The organism is Streptomyces sp. NPDC032198 (assembly GCF_040636975.1).
Classification (GTDB): Bacteria; Actinomycetota; Actinomycetes; order Streptomycetales; family Streptomycetaceae; genus Streptomyces.
This window is the reverse complement of record NZ_JBEZVL010000011.1, coordinates 222,924-241,849: the sequence shown is the minus strand read 5'-3', so window position 1 is coordinate 241,849 and position 18,926 is coordinate 222,924. Positions and strand designations below refer to the sequence as shown.

Here is an 18,926-nt window from a genome sequence, read left to right as displayed (position 1 = left end):
GATTGGGGCCACACATCACACACTCACCCCCAGAGGATCGCCGCATGCCTGGCATTACGCGCGAGGAGGTCGCCCACCTCGCCCGCCTAGCACGTCTTGAGCTGAAGGACGAAGAGCTCGACCACTTCGCCGGACAGCTCGACGACATCATCGGCGCGGTCGCCCGCGTCTCCGAGGTCGCCGACCAAGACGTACCGCCGACCTCCCACCCGCTGCCGCTGACGAACGTCATGCGCGCGGACGAGGTCCGTCCGTCGCTCACCCCCGAGCAGGCGCTCTCCGGCGCCCCGGCACAAGAGCAGCAGCGTTTCAAGGTGCCGCAGATCCTGGGGGAGGACTAACCCACCATGACGGACAGCAAGATCGACATCATCAGGCTCACCGCCGCCGAGATCGCCGCGAAGGTCGCCTCCGGCGAGCTGACGGCCGTTGAGGTCACCGAGGCCCACCTCGCCCGCATCGAGGCCGTCGACGAGAAGGTGCACGCCTTCCTGCACGTCGACCGTGAGGGTGCCCTCGCGCAGGCCCGCGCCGTCGACGCCAAGCGGGAGAAGGGCGAGAAGCTCGGCCCGCTGGCCGGCGTGCCGCTCGCGCTCAAGGACATCTTCACCACCGAGGGCGTTCCGACCACGGTCGGCTCGAAGATCCTCGAAGGCTGGATCCCGCCGTACGACGCGACCGTCACCAAGCGCCTCAAGGCCGCCGACGTCGTCATCCTCGGCAAGACCAACATGGACGAGTTCGCCATGGGGTCCTCCACCGAGAACAGCGCGTACGGCCCCACCGGCAACCCCTGGGACCTCACCCGCATCCCCGGCGGCTCGGGCGGCGGCTCCAGCGCCGCCCTCGCCTCGTACGAGGCCCCCCTCGCCATCGGCACGGACACCGGCGGCTCCATCCGCCAGCCCGCGGCCGTCACCGGCACGGTCGGCGTCAAGCCCACCTACGGCGGCGTCTCGCGCTACGGCATGGTCGCGTTCTCGTCCTCCCTCGACCAGGGCGGTCCCTGCGCCCGCACGGTCCTGGACGCCGCGCTCCTGCACGAGGTCATCGCCGGGCACGACGAGCTCGACTCGACGTCCATCGACGCTCCGGTCCCGCCGGTCGTCGACGCGGCCCGCAACGGCTCCGTACAGGGCATGCGCGTCGGCGTCGTCAAGCAGTTCGCGGGCGAGGGCTACCAAGCGGGTGTCGTCCAGCGCTTCCAGGAGTCGGTCGCCCTGCTCAAGGAGCTCGGCGCCGAGATCGTCGAGCTGGACTGCCCGTCCTTCGACCTGGCGCTCTCCGCGTACTACCTGATCGCGCCCTCCGAGTGCTCCTCGAACCTCGCGCGCTTCGACGCCATGCGCTACGGCCTGCGCGTCGGCGACGACGGCACGAAGTCCGCCGAGGACGTCACCGCGCTGACCCGCGAGGCCGGCTTCGGCGACGAGGTCAAGCGCCGCATCATCCTGGGCACGTACGCCCTGAGCTCCGGCTACTACGACGCGTACTACGGAAGCGCCCAGAAGGTCCGCACCCTGATCACGAAGGACTTCGAGAAGGCCTTCGAGCAGGTGGACGTGATCGTCTCGCCCGCGACGCCCACCACCGCCTTCCCGATCGGCGAGCGCGCCGACGACCCGATGGCGATGTACCTCGCGGACGTGTGCACCATCCCGTCGAACATGGCGGGCAACGCCGCCATGTCGCTGCCCTGCGGCCTCGCGCCGGAGGACGGCCTGCCCGTCGGACTGCAGATCATCGCCCCCGCCATGAAGGACGACCGTCTTTACAAGGTCGGCGCTGCCGTAGAGGCCGCCTTCGTGGAAAGGTGGGGTCACCCGCTGCTTGAGGAGGCACCGTCACTATGAGTCCCATGACTGCCAAGGCCCAGGGCTTCAAGAAGTCCAAGCCCGGCGCGTACCTGTCGATGGGCACCACCGCCTTCGGCGCGATCTCCGTCGTCAAGCAGGCCAGGCTGGCCCGCAAGGAGAACGACACGCTCCGGCTCATCGACGCCGCTGTCTCCGCCGCCGCCATCGTCACCGGTCTTGCTCTGCTCTATCGCGAGCTGAAGAAGCTCGGCGACGACGACGTCCTGCTGGGTTGAGAGGGAAAGTTTCACCGTGACTGTCACGACTGACCTGGTGTCGTACGAGGATGCCCTCGCGACGTACGACCCCGTCATGGGCCTTGAGGTCCATGTCGAGCTGGGCACCAAGACCAAGATGTTCTGCGGCTGCTCCACCGAGCTCAAGCAGGACGCCAACAGCCAGACCTGCCCGACCTGTCTCGGCCTCCCCGGCGCGCTGCCGGTGGTCAACGAGATCGGCGTCGAGTCCGCCATCAAGATCGGTCTCGCGCTGAACTGCGAGATCGCCGAGTGGTGCCGCTTCGCCCGGAAGAACTACTTCTATCCGGACATGCCGAAGAACTTCCAGACCTCCCAGTACGACGAGCCGATCGCCTTCAACGGCTATCTCGACGTCCAGCTGGAGGACGGCGAGGTCTTCCGCGTGGAGATCGAGCGCGCCCACATGGAGGAGGACACCGGCAAGTCCACGCACGTCGGTGGCGCGACGGGCCGTATCCACGGCGCGTCGCACTCGCTCCTGGACTACAACCGCGCCGGTATCCCGCTCATCGAGATCGTCACCAAGCCGATCGAGGGCGCGGGCGAGCGTGCCCCCGAGGTCGCCAAGGCGTACGTCGCCGAACTGCGCGAGGTCATCAAGGCGCTCGACGTGTCCGAGGCCCGGATGGACAAGGGCCAGATGCGCTGCGACGTGAACCTCTCGCTGCGCCCGCACGGGCGCGAGGAGTTCGGCACGCGTTCGGAGACGAAGAACGTCAACTCGCTCCGTTCCGTGGAGCGTGCGGCGCGCTTCGAGATCCAGCGCCATGCCGCGGTGCTGAACTCGGGCGGCACGATCATCCAGGAGACCCGTCACTTCCACGAGGAGGACGGCTCCACGACGTCGGGCCGCATCAAGGACAACGCCGAGGACTACCGGTACTTCCCGGAGCCCGACCTCGTCCCCGTCGCCCCGGCCCGTGCGTGGGTCGAGGAACTGCGCTCCGGTCTCCCGGAGATGCCGCGCGTGCGCCGCAACCGCCTCCGCGAGGAGTGGGGTGTCTCGGAGCACGACATGCAGTCGATCCTGAACGCCGGTGCGGTCGACCCCATCGTCGCCACGATCGAGGCGGGTGCCGACTCGGCCGCCGCGCGCAAGTGGTGGATGGGCGAGATGGCCCGCAACGCCAACGAGACGGGCAAGGCGCTCGACGAGCTGCCGGTCACCCCGGTGCAGGTCGCCCGGGTCGCCGAGCTCGTCGCCAAGGGCGACCTGAACGACAAGCTGGCGCGCCAGGTCTTCGAGGGTGTCCTCGCGGGCGAGGGCACGCCGGACGAGGTCGTCGAGAAGCGCGGCCTGAAGGTCGTCTCGGACGAGGGCGCCCTGACGGCCGCCGTGGACGAGGCGATCGCGGGCAACCCCGCCATCGCCGACAAGATCCGCAGCGGCAAGGTCGCCGCGGCGGGCGCGCTGGTCGGCGCGGTCATGAAGGCCACCCGGGGCCAGGCCGACGCGGCCCGCGTCAAGGAACTGATCCTGGAGAAGCTGGGCGTGGAGGGCTAGTCGCTGCGCCGGCCCGGAGCAGTGTCCTGGCCGCCGCCGGGGTGCTTCCCGAACCGCCCGCTTCGCGGCGGATTCTTCCCGCCCACCCACTCGATTGCCCCGCGGTAATCGAGTGGGTGGGCGGGGTGCTGTCCGGTGTGGCCGCTGTTCCTGCCGCGATGTCGCGCGGCGCCCCCCATACGCTGGGGAGCGCCCGTCCCGCCGAACCACCCGCCCCACCGGGCCACGGAGCGTCCCCCTGAACACCGTCACCGCCGAGATCCTCTCCGTCGGCCTGCTTCTCGCCGTGCTCGCGTTCGCCGTCATACGGCCCAAGCAGTGGCCCGAGGCCGCCGCCGCGCTGCCCGCCGCCGGGATCGTCGTGGTGCTCGGGGCCGTTTCGCCGGAGCACGCGCTCGCGGAGGTCCAGAGCCTGCTGCCGGTGGTGGGGTTCCTCGCGGCCGTGCTGGTCCTCGCTCAACTCTGCGCCGACGACGGGCTCTTCGCCGCCGCCGGGGATCTCGTCGCCCGGCTCTGCGGTGGACGGACCCGGGCGCTGCTCGGCGGCGTATTCGGGGTGGCCGCCGTGGTCACCGCCGTGCTGAGCCTCGACGCCACCGTCGTCCTGCTCACCCCGGTCGTCTTCGCCACCGCGGCCCGCGTCGGCGCCAGGCCCCGGCCGCACGTCTACGCCACCGCCCACCTCGCCAACTCGGCGTCGCTCCTGCTGCCCGTCTCCAACCTCACCAACCTCCTCGCGCTCACCGCCAGCGGGCTGACCTTCACCCGGTTCGCGCTGCTCATGGCGGTGCCGTGGCTGGCCGCGATCGGCATCGAGTACATGGTGTTCCGGAGGTACTTCGCGGCCGATCTGGACGCGGGCGCCCTTGAGCCCAAGGAGACCGAGCCGACCCCCGTGCCCGTGTTCACCCTGGTCGTCCTCGGTCTCACGCTCGCCGGATTCGTCGTCACCTCGCTCGTGGGGCTCGAACCCCTGTGGGCCGCCCTCGCCGGAGCCGCGGTGCTCGCGGGCCGTGCGCTGCTGCGGAAACGTACGACTGCCACCGGGATCGTCCGCTCCGCGAGCCCGTTGTTCTGTCTGTTCGTGCTCGCGCTCGGCGTCGTCGTCAAGGCGGTCGTCGACAACGGCCTCGGCTCCGGCATCGAGTGGCTCCTGCCGGACGGCGCCTCGCTGCCCGCGCTGCTCGCCGTGGCGGCCGTCGCCGCCGTGCTGGCCAACCTGATCAACAACCTGCCCGCGATCCTCGCCCTGCTGCCCGCCGTCGCCCCCGCGGGCCCGGGTCCCGTTCTCGCCGCGCTCATCGGTGTCAACATCGGCCCGAACCTGACGTACGTCGGCTCGCTCGCCACCCTTCTGTGGCGCCGCATCCTGCACGACCACGGCACGGACGCCGACCTGCGGACGTTCAGCCTGCTCGGTGTGCTGACCGTGCCCGCCACGCTCGCGGCGTCCACGGTGGCCCTCTGGGCGGGGCTGCTGCTCGGCTTCTGAGTCCTCTCGCGGACCGCCGAGCACATCCGTTCACGTCGACTTCGTCCCCAAGTCTTCACAGGGAAACCAGACTTCACTACCGTCCCGGCCGAGAAGGTCAATGGATCAGCAGAGAACCATTGGCCGTCGACTGGAGGTCGTGACGTGTCCCCGGAGATTTCCCGCAGGCGACTGATGGCGGTCGGCGGTGGCGCGGTCGGCGCCGCCGCCGTCGGATCCTTCCTGCCGCCGTCGTTGCAACTGGCACTGGCGCAGGACCGGCCGAGACCCGGAGACGGCGGGCTCGACTCGATCGAGCACGTCGTCATCCTGATGCAGGAGAACAGGTCGTTCGACCACTATTTCGGCGCCCTGCGCGGCGTACGCGGCTTCGGCGACCGCAACGCCGTCCAACTCCCGAGCGGCAAGTCCGTGTTCGAGCAGCCAGGCGCCCTGCGCACCGTCCTGCCCTTCCCGGTCCGCGAGGCCGCCGCGGCGCAGAAGAAGGACCTGCAGTACATCGGCGCCCTCGACCACTCCTGGAGCGGCGGCGCCAAGGCCTGGCGCGACGGCTGGTCGGACGGCTGGATCACCGCCAAGACCGCCGCCACGATGGCGTACTACACGCGTGACGACATCCCGCTGCACTACGAACTCGCCGACACCTTCACCGTCTGCGACGCCTACCACTCGTCCATCCACACCTCCACCAGCCCCAACCGCAACCACCTGTGGAGCGGCAAGACGGGCTACGAGGCGAACGGCAAGCGCGCCGTCGGCAACGACGCCTACGACGAGGGCAAGCACCCCGGATACGACTGGGGAACGTACGCCGAGCGGCTCGAGAAGGCGGGCGTGAGCTGGCAGACGTACACGGAGTGGGAGAACTTCACCGACAACCAGATCGAGTTCTTCACCACCTTCAAGGCCATCGCCCGCAAGGTCCTCGCCAAGACCGGCCTCACCTTCATGGAGGCCTTCTACGCCAAGGTGCGCGACGCCAAGGACGACGCCGAGCGCGCGAAGCTGCTCGCCACCCTGGAGGAGGGCGTCGCGACCCTCACCAAGGCGGAGAAGTCGCTGTTCGAGCGGGGGCTGCGCCGTGTGCCCACCGGCAAGCTCGCCGAGCGGTTCGCTCAGGACGTCGCGGGCGGCAAGCTCGCCAAGGTCAGCTATCTGGTGCCGTCCGCCCTGGACTCCGAGCACCCCAGCGTCTCCTCGCCGATCCACAGCGCGACCATCGTCTACAAGGTCCTCGACGCCCTCGCCTCGCACCCCGAGGTCTGGCGCCGCACCGCCGTCTTCATCAACTACGACGAGAACGACGGCTTCTTCGACCACGTCCCTCCGCCCGTGCCCGGCACCGCGTCCCCCGAGGACCAGGAGGAGCGCTGGGAGGGGAAGCCGACCGGCCTCGGCGTGCGCGTCCCCATGCTGGTCGTCTCGCCCTGGACCGTCGGCGGCTACGTCACCTCCGAGGTCTTCGACCACACCTCCGTCGTGCGCTTCCTGGAGAAGTGGACCGGGGTGCGGGAACCCAACATCAGCGCCTGGCGCCGCAAGGTCACCGGCGACCTCACCGGCGCCTTCGACTTCCGGCGCGGCCACCGGCAGCCCGAGGTCGAACAGCCCGGCGCCATCCCGGAGTTCAGCGGCCGCTGGTCCCCGCAGCCGCCCCTGAAGCAGTCCATGCCGGTCCAGGAGCCCGGCACCCGCCGCGCCCGCCCGCTGCCCTACCAGCCCGACGCGTACGTCAAGCCGGACGCCAAGGGGGAGAACGGCGCGCTCCAGGTGCGTCTGCGCAACGACGGCCGCTCCAGCGCGCACTTCGCGCTCTACCCGTACGCCGGTGAGTTCGCCGCCCCGCAGCACATCGACGTACAGCGGGACGGCAGCTGGTCCGTGCCGGTGGCCAAGGACGCGTACGCCTTCACGGTCACCGGGCCGAACGGCTTCCGGCGCGAGTTCGCGGGTGGCAAGGACGGCGCAGCGGGCCTCGCGTCCGAGATCGGCCGGTCCGGTCACGGAAAGGGCCGGCGTGAGCTCCACCTCACCCTGACCAACCGGGGCCGCAAGGAGCTCGTCTACACCGTCAAGCCGGTCGGATACGTGGACGAGGACGACGCCCGGAAGCGGACGAGGACCGTCCGAGTCAAGGCGGGAAGCCGTCGCACGGTCGCCTGGCACACGGACGACGAGCACGGCTGGTACGACATCCAGGTGACGGCCGCGGGCGACACGGCCTTTCGGCGGCGTCTGATGGGCCACATAGAGAACGGACGCGCGAGCGTATCGGGCTGAAGCCCCCGTTCTGAGGGTGTGCGAGGTCCCGGTGGGGCCTCGCACACCCTTTGTGCCCTTGTGAGGAAGCCCACGAACCGGACCAACGATCTCCAGCTCCTGTCAAAGTATCTCTGGCGCTTATGTCATCGCTCATGCGTTCTTTGCGGGCTGTTCAGGTCATTCAAGACTGTTCCCGATAAAGATCCACGAACCACCCCAGGGAGCCGGTCAGTGGCAGCACTCGCACGGTGGTGCGTTCAGCACCGCCTCCTCGCGGTACTGCTCTGGCTCCTCACTCTCGGCGGCGCCGCGAGCGCCGCGGCCCTCGCCGGATCCGCGTACTCGAACGACTACGAGGTGCCCGGCACCGAGTCCGGCCGGGCGACCCAGCTCCTGAACGAGGGATTCGAGGGCCTCGGCGGCGACAGCAACACCGTCGTCTGGCGGACCGAGGCGGGCACGACGGTGCGCGCGGCCGACGTCGAGCAGACGATGACCGACACCCTGGCCACGATCGAGAAGATGCCCGCGGTGGCCTCCGTCGGCAGCCCGTACGGGGAGCGCGGCGCCGCACAGATCAGTGCCGACGCACGCATCGCGTACGCGACCGTCACCTTCCATGAGCAGGCCGACGCCATCGACAAGGCGGACGCGCAGGCCCTCGTCGACACCGCCAAGACCGCCGACTCGGACAGCCTGCGGGTCGAGCTCGGCGGCAGCGCCGTCGGCCTCACCGAGTCCAAGAGCGCGAAGACCGCCGAGATCGTCGGGGTGGCCGTCGCCGCCGTCGTGCTCTTCCTCGCCTTCGGCTCGCTCGCCGCGTCGCTCCTGCCCATCGCCACCGCACTGGTGTCGGTCGGCACGGCGTACGCGGGCATCGTGCTGCTCGGGCACCTCATGACCGTCGCGGACTTCGCGCCGATGCTGGGCACCCTGATCGGACTCGGCGTCGGCATCGACTACGCGCTGTTCATCGTGACCCGGCACCGCAAGGGCCTCAAACAGGGCCTTCCGGTGGCCGTCGCCGCCGAACGCGCGGTCGTCACCACCGGGCGCGCGGTCGTCTTCGCGGGCGCCACGGTGTGCATCGCGCTGCTCGGCATGCTCATCCTGCGGCTCAGCTTCCTCAACGGCGTCGCCATCGCAGGATCGCTGACCGTGCTCCTCACGGTCGCCGCGTCGGTGACCCTGCTGCCCGCCCTCCTGTCCTGGATCGGGCCGCGCGCGCTCAGCCGCCGCGAACGGCACGCCCTGGCCGAGCACGGCCCGGCCCCGGAGCTGCCCACCGGGCTCGCCGCCCGCTGGTCCGCCTTCGTGGAGCGGCACCCGAAGCTGCTCGGCGGCGTCGCCGTCGCCGTGATGGCGCTGCTCGCCCTGCCCACGCTCTCCCTCCACCTGGGCACCTCCGACCAGGGCAACAACACGGCGTCGGCCACCACACGGCAGGCCTACGACCTCCTCGCGGACGGCTTCGGCCCCGGTGTGAACGGCCCCCTCACCCTCGTCACGGAGGTCCACGGAGCGGGCGACCGGCTCGCCCTCACCGACCTCGGCCCCACACTCGAATCGACCAAGGGCGTCGCCTCCGTCAGCCCCGTCACGTACGACGCCGACGGCACCGCCGCCCACATCACCGTCGTACCGGACTCGTCCCCCCAGTCCGAGCGGACCAGCGATCTCGTCGACCGGCTGCGTGACGACGTGCTCCCCAAGGCCGCGGCCGACACCTCGCTCGACCTCCAGGTCGGCGGTGTCACGGCGAGCTACGACGACTTCGCGGAGATCATCGTCGGCAAGCTGCCGCTCTTCGTGGGCGTGGTCATCGGCCTCGGCTGCGTCCTGCTGCTGCTCGCCTTCCGGTCCATCGGCATCCCACTGAAGGCCGCCGCGATGAACGTGGCCGCGGTGGCGTCGGCCTTCGGGGTCGTCGTCGCGATCTTCCAGTGGGGCTGGGGGAGCGAGCTGCTCGGCCTTGGCTCTGCGGGCCCGATCGAACCCTTCCTGCCCGTGATCATGGTGTCGGTCCTCTTCGGGCTCTCGATGGACTACCAGGTCTTCCTGGTCAGCCGGATGTACGAGGAGTGGCTGGAGACCGGCGACAACCGACGGGCCGTCCGCGTCGGCCTCGCCGAGACGAGCCGTGTGATCAACTCCGCGGCCGTGATCATGATTTCGGTCTTCCTCGCCTTCGTCCTGAGCGGCGACCGGGTCATCGCGATGTTCGGCATCGGCCTCGCTGCCGCCGTCGCGCTCGACGCGTTCGTCCTGCGTACGTTGCTGGTGCCGGCCCTGATGCACATGCTGGGCGGCGCCAACTGGTGGCTGCCGCGCGGCCTGGACCGCTGGCTGCCGCGCATCAGCATCGAGCCCCCGGAAAGTCGTTCGAGTACGGCCGCCGTGAGTGCGAGGATCCCGGGACGACGGGGCACGGGGGACGACTCGGACGCCGTGCCGGACGGACTGGAGGAGCGGGATGTTCGCGATATCGCTGGGCGAGGGCGCTGAGCTGAGGCCCATCGAGCCGTGGCAGGCACCGGAGTTCCTCGCGCACGTCGAGCGCGCGCGGGAGTACGCGGGGCCGTGGGTGCCGCTGACCGTGCTGGCGAAGGACCTCGAATCGGCCCGGAAGCTGCTCCAGACGTACGCCGACAAGCAGGCCGCCGACACGGGCCGCCTCTGGGGCATCTGGCTGGACGGCACGCTCGTCGGCGGAGTGCTCTTCCGGATCTTCGACACGGCCATGGAGAGCTGCGAGCTCGGCGTCTGGCTGGAGCCTTCGGCCGCCGGGCGAGGTCTGATCACCCGGGCGAGCCGGGTCCTCATCGACTGGGCGGTGGACGAGCGCGGCATGCACCGCGTGGAGTGGCTGGCCTCCACGGCGAACGGCCCCAGCATCGCCGTGGCCAAGCGGCTCGGGATGACGAAGGACGGCGTGCTGCGGGAGTGCTTCCCCTGGCAGGGGGTGCGGCACGACATGGAGGTGTGGTCGGTGCTCGCACCGGAGTGGCGGAAGGCGCGCGAGGCCCGTGAAGCGGCGGGCGCCGGGGGTTCGACGGACCGGGATCCGGCTCGTTAAGAAAGCTCTCAGACTCCGTCCGTACGGTGCGGGGCATGGGAACTAAGACAGAGGACGAGATCGCGGCCGAGGCGGCCGCGAAGCCCGCAGAGCCGGAGGCCGCGGAGAGCAAGGAGGCCACCAAGGCGGACGCCACCAAGGCGGACGCCGTGAAGGTGGACAAGACCGCGGCGGCCGATGACGCCGTCGAGGTCGACGACGCCGATGACACCGACGACGCCGATGAGCTCGTCGTGGTCGAGGAGGTCGCTCCGGCCAAGTCCAGTGGCGTGTTCCAGGGCGCGGCGGCCGTCGTCTCCGCCGCTCTCGGTCTGATCGGCCTCTCCGGTGGCTGGCTCGGCACGGTGGCCGCCGCACGCTCGAACATCGTCGGACAGCTGGAGACCAAGCAGTCGGCGAGCGTGGCCGACCAGATCCAAGCGCTGTACGGCGACTCCTGGCAGATCACGGCGCTGATCGCCGGAGCCTTCGCGCTCGCCGCGCTGGTCGTCGGGTTCGTCGTCCTGGTGAGGCCCGCGTTCGGGTCGCCGGACCAGGTGCAGGCGCCGTGGATCAAGTCGGTGGCCTGGGCGGGTGTCGCCCTGGGCGTCATCGGCCTGCTGCTCGCCATCGCCAAGTACTCGGACCTGATCTTCGGGCTGCCGTCGACCAGTTGATGGCAGGCGGGACCGGGGTACTCAGAGGTACTCAGAACGCCGGAGGGGCTGCGCGAGCAGCCCCTCCGGCGTTTTCCGTAGGTCCGCGGCGCGTGCCTAAGGACCCCTAAGACGCCCCTAAGGCCCCCCGCCCCCTCAACATGCGGCACTCTCCCGATGTGCCACCCCTGCCTGGCAGACGAAAGTAAAGGCATCGCAGAACGGGAGCCGCGAACAGCGGATCACGAACTGCGAAGCCGGAAACCGAAGTCAGAAGCGACAGGCCGCAGGCCGCAAGCCAGAAGTCAGGGAGTTCTCATGTTCGAGTACGAAATGCACCAGCTCCGCGCCGCCGACCTCGCCCGCGAGGCCGACCGCCGCCGCCTCCTGCGCGAGGCCCGTGCGGCCAAGGCGGCGGCCCGCGCCGAGCGCCGATCGGCCCGCCACGACACCGAGGGGCAGGTGAGCCCGGCCCCGTGGAGGAACCGCTTCACCCGGGCCGCGTGATGGGAGCGGGAGCATCGGCCGGAGCGCCTGTCTCGGCCCTCGGCATATCCGCTGCCACCAGGCCCGCACCCTGTGCGATGCTCACCGCTGTGGAGACCAGGTCCGTAAGCCCCGTGTTCGTCGGTCGCACCGATGAACTGGGCGTTCTGAACAACGCGCTCGCCCGTGCCAAGGGGACGACCCCCGGCACGGGCGAGCCGCAGGCGTTGCTGCTCGGCGGCGAGGCGGGCGTCGGCAAGACCCGCCTCATCGAGGAGTTCGCCGCGGCGGCCTGCGCCGAAGGCGCCGTCGTCGCGCTCGGCGGCTGCGTGGAGATCGGCGCGGAGGGCCTGCCCTTCGCCCCGTTCTCCAGCGCCCTGCGCTCCCTGCGCCGCCAGCTCCCCGACGAGGTGGACGCCGCCGCGGCCGACCAGGAGGGCGAACTCGCCCGGCTCCTGCCCGAGTTGGGCGAGGCCCCGCAGCGACGCCGAGGCACCGACGCGCACCACGACGAAGAGGGCATGGCCCGCCTCTTCGAGCTGACCGTCCGCCTCCTGGAGCGCATCGCCGCCGACCGCCCGGTGGTCATCGCCCTGGAGGACCTGCACTGGGCCGACGCCTCGACCCGCCACCTCCTCGCCTACCTCTTCCGCACGCTGCGCAGCGGCCGCCTCGTCGTCGTCGCGACCTACCGCGCCGACGACATCCACCGCCGCCACCCGCTGCGCCCGCTCCTCGCCGAGCTCGACCGCCTGCGCACGGTGCGGCGCATCGAACTGTCCCGCTTCAGCAAGGGCGAAGTGGGCCGGCAGATGGCAGGGATCCTCAGCGCCGAGCCCGCGCAGTCCCTGGTGGACGACATCTTCGACCGATCGGACGGCAACGCCTTCTTCGTCGAGGAACTCGCGGTCGCCTCGCACGGCAGCAGCTGCGCGAGCCTCACGGACTCCCTGCGCGATCTCCTCCTCGTACGCGTCGAGGAGCTGCCGGAGAGCAGCCAGCGGGTGGCGAGGATCGTCGCCGAGGGCGGCTCGAACGTCGAGTATCCGCTGCTCGCCGCCGTCGCGGGGCTCGCGGAGGACGACCTGATCGAGGCGCTGCGGGCCGCCGTCGGGGCCAACATCCTGCTGCCGTCGCCCGACGGCGACGGCTACCGCTTCCGGCACTCCCTGGTGCGCGAGGCCGTCGGTGACGACCTGCTGCCCGGTGAGCGCTCCCGGATCAGCCGCCGGTTCGCCACGGTCCTGGAGGCCGACCCCTCACTCGTCGCCGACGACCAGCGCGCCGCCCGGCTCGCCAGCTACTGGTACCACGCGCACGACGCGGCGAAGGCGCTCCCCGCCGTCCTGCGGGCCTCCGTCGAGGCCCGCCGCCGCTACGCGTACTCCGAACAACTGCGCCTCCTCGAACGGGCGATGGAGCTCTGGGACGACGCCCCCGAGGACATACGCCTCGAACTGCGCCCCCTCGACTACGCCGAGGTCTACCCTCCCCCACCGCCTGAAGGGCGTGGGGGGACCCCCAGCGGCTGCGACCCCGCCACCACCCCCCTGCGCTATCTCGACCTCATGGCGGAGGCCGCCGTCGCCGGCCGCCTCTGCGGGGAGCGGGAACGCGCCCTGAAGATCACCAAGCGTGCGCTGCGGCTCCTCGAGGACGATCCCGACCCGCTGCGCGCCGCCTGGTTCTGGATCCAGCGCTCCCGGCTCACCCAGACGCTCGGCCGCGGCGACGGCTGGGCGGAGATCGCCACCGCGCAGGAACTGGTCCGCGGCCTGCCGCCGTCCGAGGTGCACGCGGAGGTGCTGACCAACGTCGCCTCCTGGGGCATGCTCCACAACCCCGGCGAAAAGACCCTGACGGCGGCCCAACGCGCCGTCGAGTACGCCCGGATGGTCAAGGCCGAGGAGATCGAACTCAACGCCCGGCTCATCCTCGGCGGCCTCCTGGTCGACGCGGGCGACGTCGAGGAGGGGCTCGCGGAGATGTTCGCGGTCAGGGACCGCTGCATGGCACCGCCCGGTCTGGTCTCCCGGATCCCGCACATCCACGTCAACCTGCCCTCCGTGCTCGAAGGCGCGGGCCGCTCCCTCGAATCCCTGGAGATCGGCGACCAGGGCCTCGCGCTCTGCCGGAAGTACGGACTCACCGACACCGAGAGCTGGGTCCAGGTCAACAAGGCGGAGTCCCTCGTCTCCCTGGGCCGCTGGGACGAGGCGGTCGAAGCCTCGGAAGCGGCCCGCCGCGGCGCGCTCAGCATCAAGCCCCGCGGCGGGGCGGCCCTCCAGCTCGCCTACGTCGCCGTCGGCCGCGGCGACCTGACCGAAGCCGCCGCCCAACTGGCCAAGGCCCGCGGCCACTACGGCACCCGCGACCTCATGCCGCAGCACACCCAGCCCATGGCCACCGTCGCCCTCGGCATCGCCGCGGGCGACCCCGACCGCGCCGCCGGTGTCGCCGCGGCCCGCGCCGAGCTCGAAGCGGCCCTGGCCGCGGGCTTCCCGCCCGGCAGCCAGCGCTACACCTGGCCCCTGCTGCTCGCCGCCGCCACCTCGGAGGCCGATTCGCGCGGCCTGCCCGCCGCCGAGCCCGGCCGGGCCGAGGCCATCGACAGCATCCGACGGGCCGCTAAGAACCTCCCCTCACCCGTACCGGTCTGGGTGGCCCACGAGCAGTGGGTCCGCGCGGAGCTCCTGCGCGCCGAGGACCGTGACACCCCCGCCGACTGGTCCGCCACCGTCACCGCGTTCGAACCCCTCGACCGCCCCTACGACCTCGCCCGCACCCGTCTCCGCCTCGCCGAGTCCCTCCTGGCGACCGCCACGGGTGTCGGCACCGAAGCGGACCGTGAGCGTGCCGCCGAGCTGCTGCGACAGGCCCATGAGGCCGCCGAGCGCCTGGGCGCCCGGCCCCTCGCCGAGTCGGTCTCGGGGCTCGCCCAGCGCGCCCGCCTCACCCTGAACCACCATGACCGGGCCACCCCGAGCGCCCACCTCACCCCCGTCGACCCCGCCGAGGCGCTCGGCCTCACCAGCCGGGAGCGGGACGTGCTCCGTCGCGTCGCCGCGGGCCGCAGCAACCGCCAGATCGCCGAGGAGCTCTTCATCTCCCCGAAGACGGCGAGCGTCCACGTCTCCAACATCCTCGCCAAGCTGGGCGTCGCCGGCCGGGGCGAGGCGGCGGCCCTGGCCCACCGCCTGCGCCTGTTCCCCGCGGAACGCGCCCCGTCGAACCACTCCCAGCCCACCGGCTGACCTGCGCTTTCCCGGCTCCGGTGGGTTCCGGAGGCACTCGCTTACGCTGGTAGGAGGAACCCGTCCGCCAGGAGGCGCAGTGTTCAACCCGATGGAGCTTTTCCAGCCCGGCCGCAAACACACGGACGACGAGCAGAAGCGGCTGGAGCTTAGCCGGGTCGACGTGGCCGACGGCGACCCGGGCCGCGGCCCGATAGACCTCACCTCGGGCAAGGTGGTGGTGAGGGTGCCGCAACAGGCGGAGGCAGAGGCGGAATCGACCGCCGCCGACCCGGATGGCGCCGATAGCGACCCGGACGCGGAGCCTGGGCCCGAGCCCGGCCCCGACCGCCACCCCTCGCCCGGAAAGTAGCCCGCCGGTCCGGCAGCCCTACTTCACCGTGACCTCAAGGATCTTGTCGTCCCCCTTCTCCGGGGTGCCCCGGGAATCCGTCTCGTTCGTCACCAGCCACAGCTTGTCCCCGCCCGCGGCGACGACCGTGCGCAGGCGGCCGTACTCACCCTTCAGGAAGTCCTGGGGCTCCACCGTGCCGTCCACCCCGCGGACCGGGATGCGCCAGAGGCGCTCGCCGCGCAGGCCCGCCATCCAGACCGAGCCCTCGGCGTAGGCGATGCCGCTGGGGGAGGCCTCCGAGGTCTTCCACTGGGCCACCGGGTCGTGGAAGCCGTCCTCGTCGCCCTTGCCCTCGACCTCCGGCCAGCCGTAGTTGTCGCCGGCCTTGATCTCGTTCAGTTCGTCCCACGTGTCCTGGCCGAACTCCGCCGCCCAGAGCCGCTTCTCCTCGTCCCAGGCCAGGCCCTGCACATTGCGGTGGCCGTACGAATAGACGGGGGAGTCGCCGAAGGGGTTGCCGGGGGCCGGGTCGCCGTCCGGGGTCAGGCGGAGGATCTTGCCGCCCAGCGACTTCTTGTCCTGGGCCAGGCCCGTGTCACCTGTCTCGCCCGTGCCCGCGTACAGCATCTTGTCCGGGCCGAAGGCGATCCGGCCGCCGTTGTGGACCGTGCCCTTGGGGATTCCCTTGAAGACCGTGCCGGGCGCGCCCAGCTGCTGGCCGGAGGGTTTCTTCTCGTCGTACAGCATGCGGGCGATGCGGTTGTCCGACTCGGTGGTGAAGTACGCGTAGACCATGTGGTCCGATGCGTACGACGGGGAGAGGGCCAGGCCCATCAGGCCGCCCTCCCCGGCGGGGGAGACGCCGGGGACCGAGCCGAGGCCGGTCTTCTTGCCCGTCTTGCCGTCGACGCGGGTGATGGTCCCCTCGTCGCGCGAGGACACCAGCAGGTCCCCGTCGGGGAGTGGTGCGAGGCCCCACGGCGACTTCAGGTCCTCGGTGAGCGTCCTGGAGACCGACGCCGAGCCCTTTTCCGGCGGGGCGTCGCCGGCGCGCGGCTTTCCCGTGGACGCCCCGTCCGACGGCGCGGGGCTCGACTCGGCGCTCTTCCCGTTGTCCGGCGCGTCCGAGTCCCCGGACGAGCAACCGGCCGTGAGCACCGTGAGCACCAGGGCGGTGGCGGCCAATGCGGCCGTGACAGCAGGTCGTTGCACGATCAGGTTCCCTTCGACGCAGCGCTTCTACTGTTCATACACCGCTCGGTCCCCTCAGGTTCCCACCCCGCTTCACCGAACCGCGGACGTCATTCCCACGAGCCCATCGCCGACGGCAGCGCGGCGATCTCCGCCAGGTCCGCCCCGGTGAGCCGTATCGACGCCGCCCCCGCGTTCTGCACCGCCCAGCGCTCCCGCTTGGCCCCCGGGATCGGCACCACGTCGCGGCCCTGCGCGAGCACCCACGCCAGCGCCACCTGCGCCGGGGTCGCCCCGTGCCGCTCGGCCACCCGGCGCAGGCCCACCACCAGCGGCTGATTGGCCGCCATCATCTCGGCGGTGAAACGGGGGTGCCGGGCCCGCACGTCGTCCGGCTCGAAGCCCTGCCCCGGCGTCAGCGTCCCGGTGAGGAAACCGTTGCCCAGCGGCATCGCCGCCAGGAAGCCGATCCCGCGCGTCGCACACCACGGCAGCAGCGTCTCCAGCGCCTCCGGTGACCACACCGACAACTCGGCCTCCACCGCGCTGACCGGGAAGACCTGCTGGATGCGCGCCAGCTGCCGGATCGTTCCCTCGTGCAGCCCCCTGCCCTCGCGCCGCGAGGCACGGGCCCCCACCGCGCACAGCCCGAGCGCCCGCACCTTCCCCGCGGCGACGAGCTCGGCCATCGCGCCCCAGGTCTCCTCGACGGGCACCTCGGGATCGGCGCGGTGGAGCTGGTACAGGTCGATCGTCTCGGTCTGCAGCCGCCGCAGCGACGCGTCGCAGGCCCGCTTCACATAGCCGGGGCGGCCATTGGCGACGATGTGCTGCTCGCCCACCAGGAGCCCGCACTTGGTGGACACGAAGGCCTCGGAGCGCCGCTCCTTCAACGCCCGCCCCACCAGCAGCTCGTTGGTGAACGGCCCGTACATGTCCGCCGTGTCCAGCAGAGTAGAGCCCTGGTCGAGCGCGGCGTGCACGGTGCGCAGCGACTCCTCGCCCCGCTGCCGTGAGCCGGTGTACGCCCAGCTCATCGGCATGCAGCCGAGCCCGACCGCACCCACCCCGAGCGCTGCCGCGCCGATCGTTCTGCGGTCCACCTGGCCGTGCCCTCCACCTCATGTCCGAGCGGCCCCCAACGTAACCTCTGCCTCCCCCTACGCGGCGTGCGGCCTCCGCGCATTAGCCTCCTGACCATGACGACTGATGTATGGCTCCCTTATGCCGCGGACGAGATCGAAGGCCTGCCCCCGGCGGCCGACGCCGGGATCAACTACCGCTTCTGGGACGGCGGCCCGGACTTTCCCGCGGACCCCGCGGACTGCGCCTTCTATGCGGTGCCCTATCTGAAGGGGCCGGAGATCGCCGTACGGCCGCTGCCGGAGATGACGTCCGTGCGTGCCGTACAGACACTCTCCGCGGGGGTCGATCAGATGCAGTCCGGGCTCAAGTTCCTCGCGCCCGGAGTGCAGTTGTGCAACGCGAAGGGGGTGCACGAGGCCAGCACGGCCGAGCTGACGCTCGCCCTGATCCTCGCGTCCCTGCGCGGCATCCCCCGATTCGTGGAGGGGCAGCGGGAGGAGGACTGGCGGTCCGGGTTCTACCCGGCGCTCGCCGACAAGTCCGTGCTGATCGTGGGGTACGGATCGATCGGTTCCGCCATCGAGGACCGGCTCACCCCCTTCGAGTGCGCGCGGGTGGCGCGCGTCGCGCGCTCTGCCCGTGCCACGGAGCGCGGCCCCGTGCACCCGCTCGCCGAACTGCCCGCTCTGCTGCCCGACGCCGACGTGGTCATCCTCTCCACGCCCCTCACCGACACCTCCCGTGGCCTGGTGGGCGCCGACTTCCTGGCCCGCATGAAGGACGGCGCGCTGCTCGTGAACGTCGCGCGCGGCCCCGTCGTCGACACCAAGGCGCTCCTGGCCGAGCTCGAGAGCGGCCGGATCACCGCCGCCCTCGACGTCACCGACCCGGAACCGCTGCCCGCAGGTCACCCCCTGTGGCAGGCTCCTGGAGTGCTCATCAGCCCGCATGTGGGCGGATCGACCTCCGCCTTCCTGCCCCGCGCCAAGCGCCTGCTCGCCGCGCAACTGACCCGATACGCCGCCGGGGAACCCCTCGACAACGTCGTCCTGACGACCGAGTAGCACACCAAGCCCCGGTCGCTCAGGGATCGTTCGAGCACACTCCGCACCTGTTTGTGTGCGCCCCGTGTTCGCAACCCTTCCGGCCGTTACGGAGCGTAGAGAAGCTATGTCCCTGAGTGACGAGACTGGTGTATCGTCCCGACAGGGGCTGCGCCGTGGACAGTTCGTCGGCGCCGGGGACGAGACATCAGACGCGAGGGGGGCGACGGGCGATGGACGGCCAATGGGCGAACCATCCGACGCGGCGAGGCCGCCGACGACGACTCTCACACGCACCGGCCCACAGCCGGACGCGTACCGATCGCGCACACGACGTTCCGGAGTCGACGGGTCACGAGAGGCGGACGGACACGGACGCGGCACGGATCAGGGCGGCACGGTGAGCACCCGCCCGTCACCCGCCACCGCCCTGGAGGGCGGCGGAGG

15 protein-coding genes are annotated in these 18,926 nt (G+C 71.2%); 13 read left to right on the top strand and 2 right to left on the bottom strand.

Features of this window, described 5'->3' with window-relative positions; genetic code table 11:
* Positions 1-44: 44 nt before the first annotated feature.
* The 12 genes from gatC to AB0E78_RS28845 all read left to right on the top strand — a co-directional run bounded on the left by gatC (position 45) and on the right by AB0E78_RS28845 (position 15,177).
* Positions 45-341: an Asp-tRNA(Asn)/Glu-tRNA(Gln) amidotransferase subunit GatC gene (gene gatC, locus AB0E78_RS28900; protein ID WP_016642027.1), complete on the top strand. Its 297-nt coding sequence runs from the start codon at positions 45-47 to the stop codon at positions 339-341.
* Positions 342-347: 6 nt separating this feature from the next.
* The gene (gene gatA, locus AB0E78_RS28895) at positions 348-1,853 is read left to right on the top strand and encodes an Asp-tRNA(Asn)/Glu-tRNA(Gln) amidotransferase subunit GatA (protein WP_361838302.1); all 1,506 of its coding nucleotides are present in this window, start codon (positions 348-350) and stop codon (positions 1,851-1,853) included.
* Positions 1,850-2,092, top strand: a complete 243-nt coding sequence (locus tag AB0E78_RS28890) for a hypothetical protein (RefSeq protein ID WP_361838300.1) — start codon at positions 1,850-1,852, stop codon at positions 2,090-2,092. The genes gatA and AB0E78_RS28890 overlap by 4 nt, the downstream gene beginning before the upstream one ends.
* 16 nt (positions 2,093-2,108) lie before the next feature.
* Complete coding sequence (gene gatB, locus AB0E78_RS28885; protein ID WP_361838297.1) at positions 2,109-3,620, top strand: Asp-tRNA(Asn)/Glu-tRNA(Gln) amidotransferase subunit GatB; 1,512 nt, start codon at positions 2,109-2,111, stop codon at positions 3,618-3,620.
* 238 nt (positions 3,621-3,858) lie between these two features.
* On the top strand, positions 3,859-5,112 hold the full coding sequence (locus AB0E78_RS28880) for an SLC13 family permease (RefSeq protein WP_361838487.1): 1,254 nt from the start codon (positions 3,859-3,861) through the stop codon (positions 5,110-5,112).
* A gap of 144 nt (positions 5,113-5,256) precedes the next feature.
* Complete coding sequence (locus AB0E78_RS28875; protein ID WP_361838295.1) at positions 5,257-7,392, top strand: phosphocholine-specific phospholipase C; 2,136 nt, start codon at positions 5,257-5,259, stop codon at positions 7,390-7,392.
* 213 nt (positions 7,393-7,605) lie between these two features.
* Positions 7,606-9,879, top strand: a complete 2,274-nt coding sequence (locus tag AB0E78_RS28870) for an MMPL family transporter (protein WP_361838292.1) — start codon at positions 7,606-7,608, stop codon at positions 9,877-9,879.
* Complete coding sequence (locus AB0E78_RS28865) at positions 9,848-10,450, top strand: GNAT family protein (protein ID WP_361838289.1); 603 nt, start codon at positions 9,848-9,850, stop codon at positions 10,448-10,450. The genes AB0E78_RS28870 and AB0E78_RS28865 overlap by 32 nt, the downstream gene beginning before the upstream one ends.
* Positions 10,451-10,485: 35 nt before the next feature.
* The gene (locus AB0E78_RS28860; protein WP_361838286.1) at positions 10,486-11,106 is read left to right on the top strand and encodes a hypothetical protein; all 621 of its coding nucleotides are present in this window, start codon (positions 10,486-10,488) and stop codon (positions 11,104-11,106) included.
* A gap of 297 nt (positions 11,107-11,403) precedes the next feature.
* Entirely contained in the window at positions 11,404-11,592 is a 189-nt protein-coding gene (locus AB0E78_RS28855; protein ID WP_361838283.1) for a hypothetical protein, read from the top strand.
* A gap of 77 nt (positions 11,593-11,669) precedes the next feature.
* Positions 11,670-14,825 (top strand): AAA family ATPase, encoded by a 3,156-nt coding sequence (locus AB0E78_RS28850; RefSeq protein ID WP_361838280.1) that lies wholly within the window; start codon positions 11,670-11,672, stop codon positions 14,823-14,825.
* Between the two features lie 79 nt (positions 14,826-14,904).
* Positions 14,905-15,177, top strand: a complete 273-nt coding sequence (locus AB0E78_RS28845; protein ID WP_361838278.1) for a DUF6191 domain-containing protein — start codon at positions 14,905-14,907, stop codon at positions 15,175-15,177.
* A gap of 18 nt (positions 15,178-15,195) precedes the next feature.
* Here AB0E78_RS28845 and AB0E78_RS28840 read toward each other — a convergent pair whose 3' ends face one another.
* Both AB0E78_RS28840 and AB0E78_RS28835 read right to left on the bottom strand, forming a co-directional pair.
* Positions 15,196-16,371 (bottom strand): PQQ-dependent sugar dehydrogenase, encoded by a 1,176-nt coding sequence (locus AB0E78_RS28840; RefSeq protein WP_361838275.1) that lies wholly within the window; start codon positions 16,369-16,371, stop codon positions 15,196-15,198.
* 89 nt (positions 16,372-16,460) lie between these two features.
* Complete coding sequence (locus AB0E78_RS28835; RefSeq protein WP_361838272.1) at positions 16,461-17,453, bottom strand: aldo/keto reductase; 993 nt, start codon at positions 17,451-17,453, stop codon at positions 16,461-16,463.
* 96 nt (positions 17,454-17,549) lie between these two features.
* Between AB0E78_RS28835 and AB0E78_RS28830 the strand changes: the two genes are divergently transcribed.
* Entirely contained in the window at positions 17,550-18,500 is a 951-nt protein-coding gene (locus tag AB0E78_RS28830; protein ID WP_361838269.1) for a 2-hydroxyacid dehydrogenase, read from the top strand.
* The last annotated feature ends 426 nt before the right edge of the window (positions 18,501-18,926 follow it).

Bases quoted from the DNA above. Each gene is read 5' to 3' on its own strand.
- AB0E78_RS28855 (WP_361838283.1), top strand. From the start codon at position 11,404: ATGTTCGAGTACGAAATGCACCAGCTCCGCGCCGCCGACCTCGCCCGC.
- gatA (WP_361838302.1), top strand. From the start codon at position 348: ATGACGGACAGCAAGATCGACATCATCAGGCTCACCGCCGCCGAGATC.
- gatC (WP_016642027.1), top strand. From the start codon at position 45: ATGCCTGGCATTACGCGCGAGGAGGTCGCCCACCTCGCCCGCCTAGCA.
- AB0E78_RS28850 (WP_361838280.1), top strand. From the start codon at position 11,670: ATGCTCACCGCTGTGGAGACCAGGTCCGTAAGCCCCGTGTTCGTCGGT.
- AB0E78_RS28860 (WP_361838286.1), top strand. From the start codon at position 10,486: ATGGGAACTAAGACAGAGGACGAGATCGCGGCCGAGGCGGCCGCGAAG.
- AB0E78_RS28830 (WP_361838269.1), top strand. From the start codon at position 17,550: ATGACGACTGATGTATGGCTCCCTTATGCCGCGGACGAGATCGAAGGC.
- AB0E78_RS28890 (WP_361838300.1), top strand. From the start codon at position 1,850: ATGAGTCCCATGACTGCCAAGGCCCAGGGCTTCAAGAAGTCCAAGCCC.
- AB0E78_RS28865 (WP_361838289.1), top strand. From the start codon at position 9,848: ATGTTCGCGATATCGCTGGGCGAGGGCGCTGAGCTGAGGCCCATCGAG.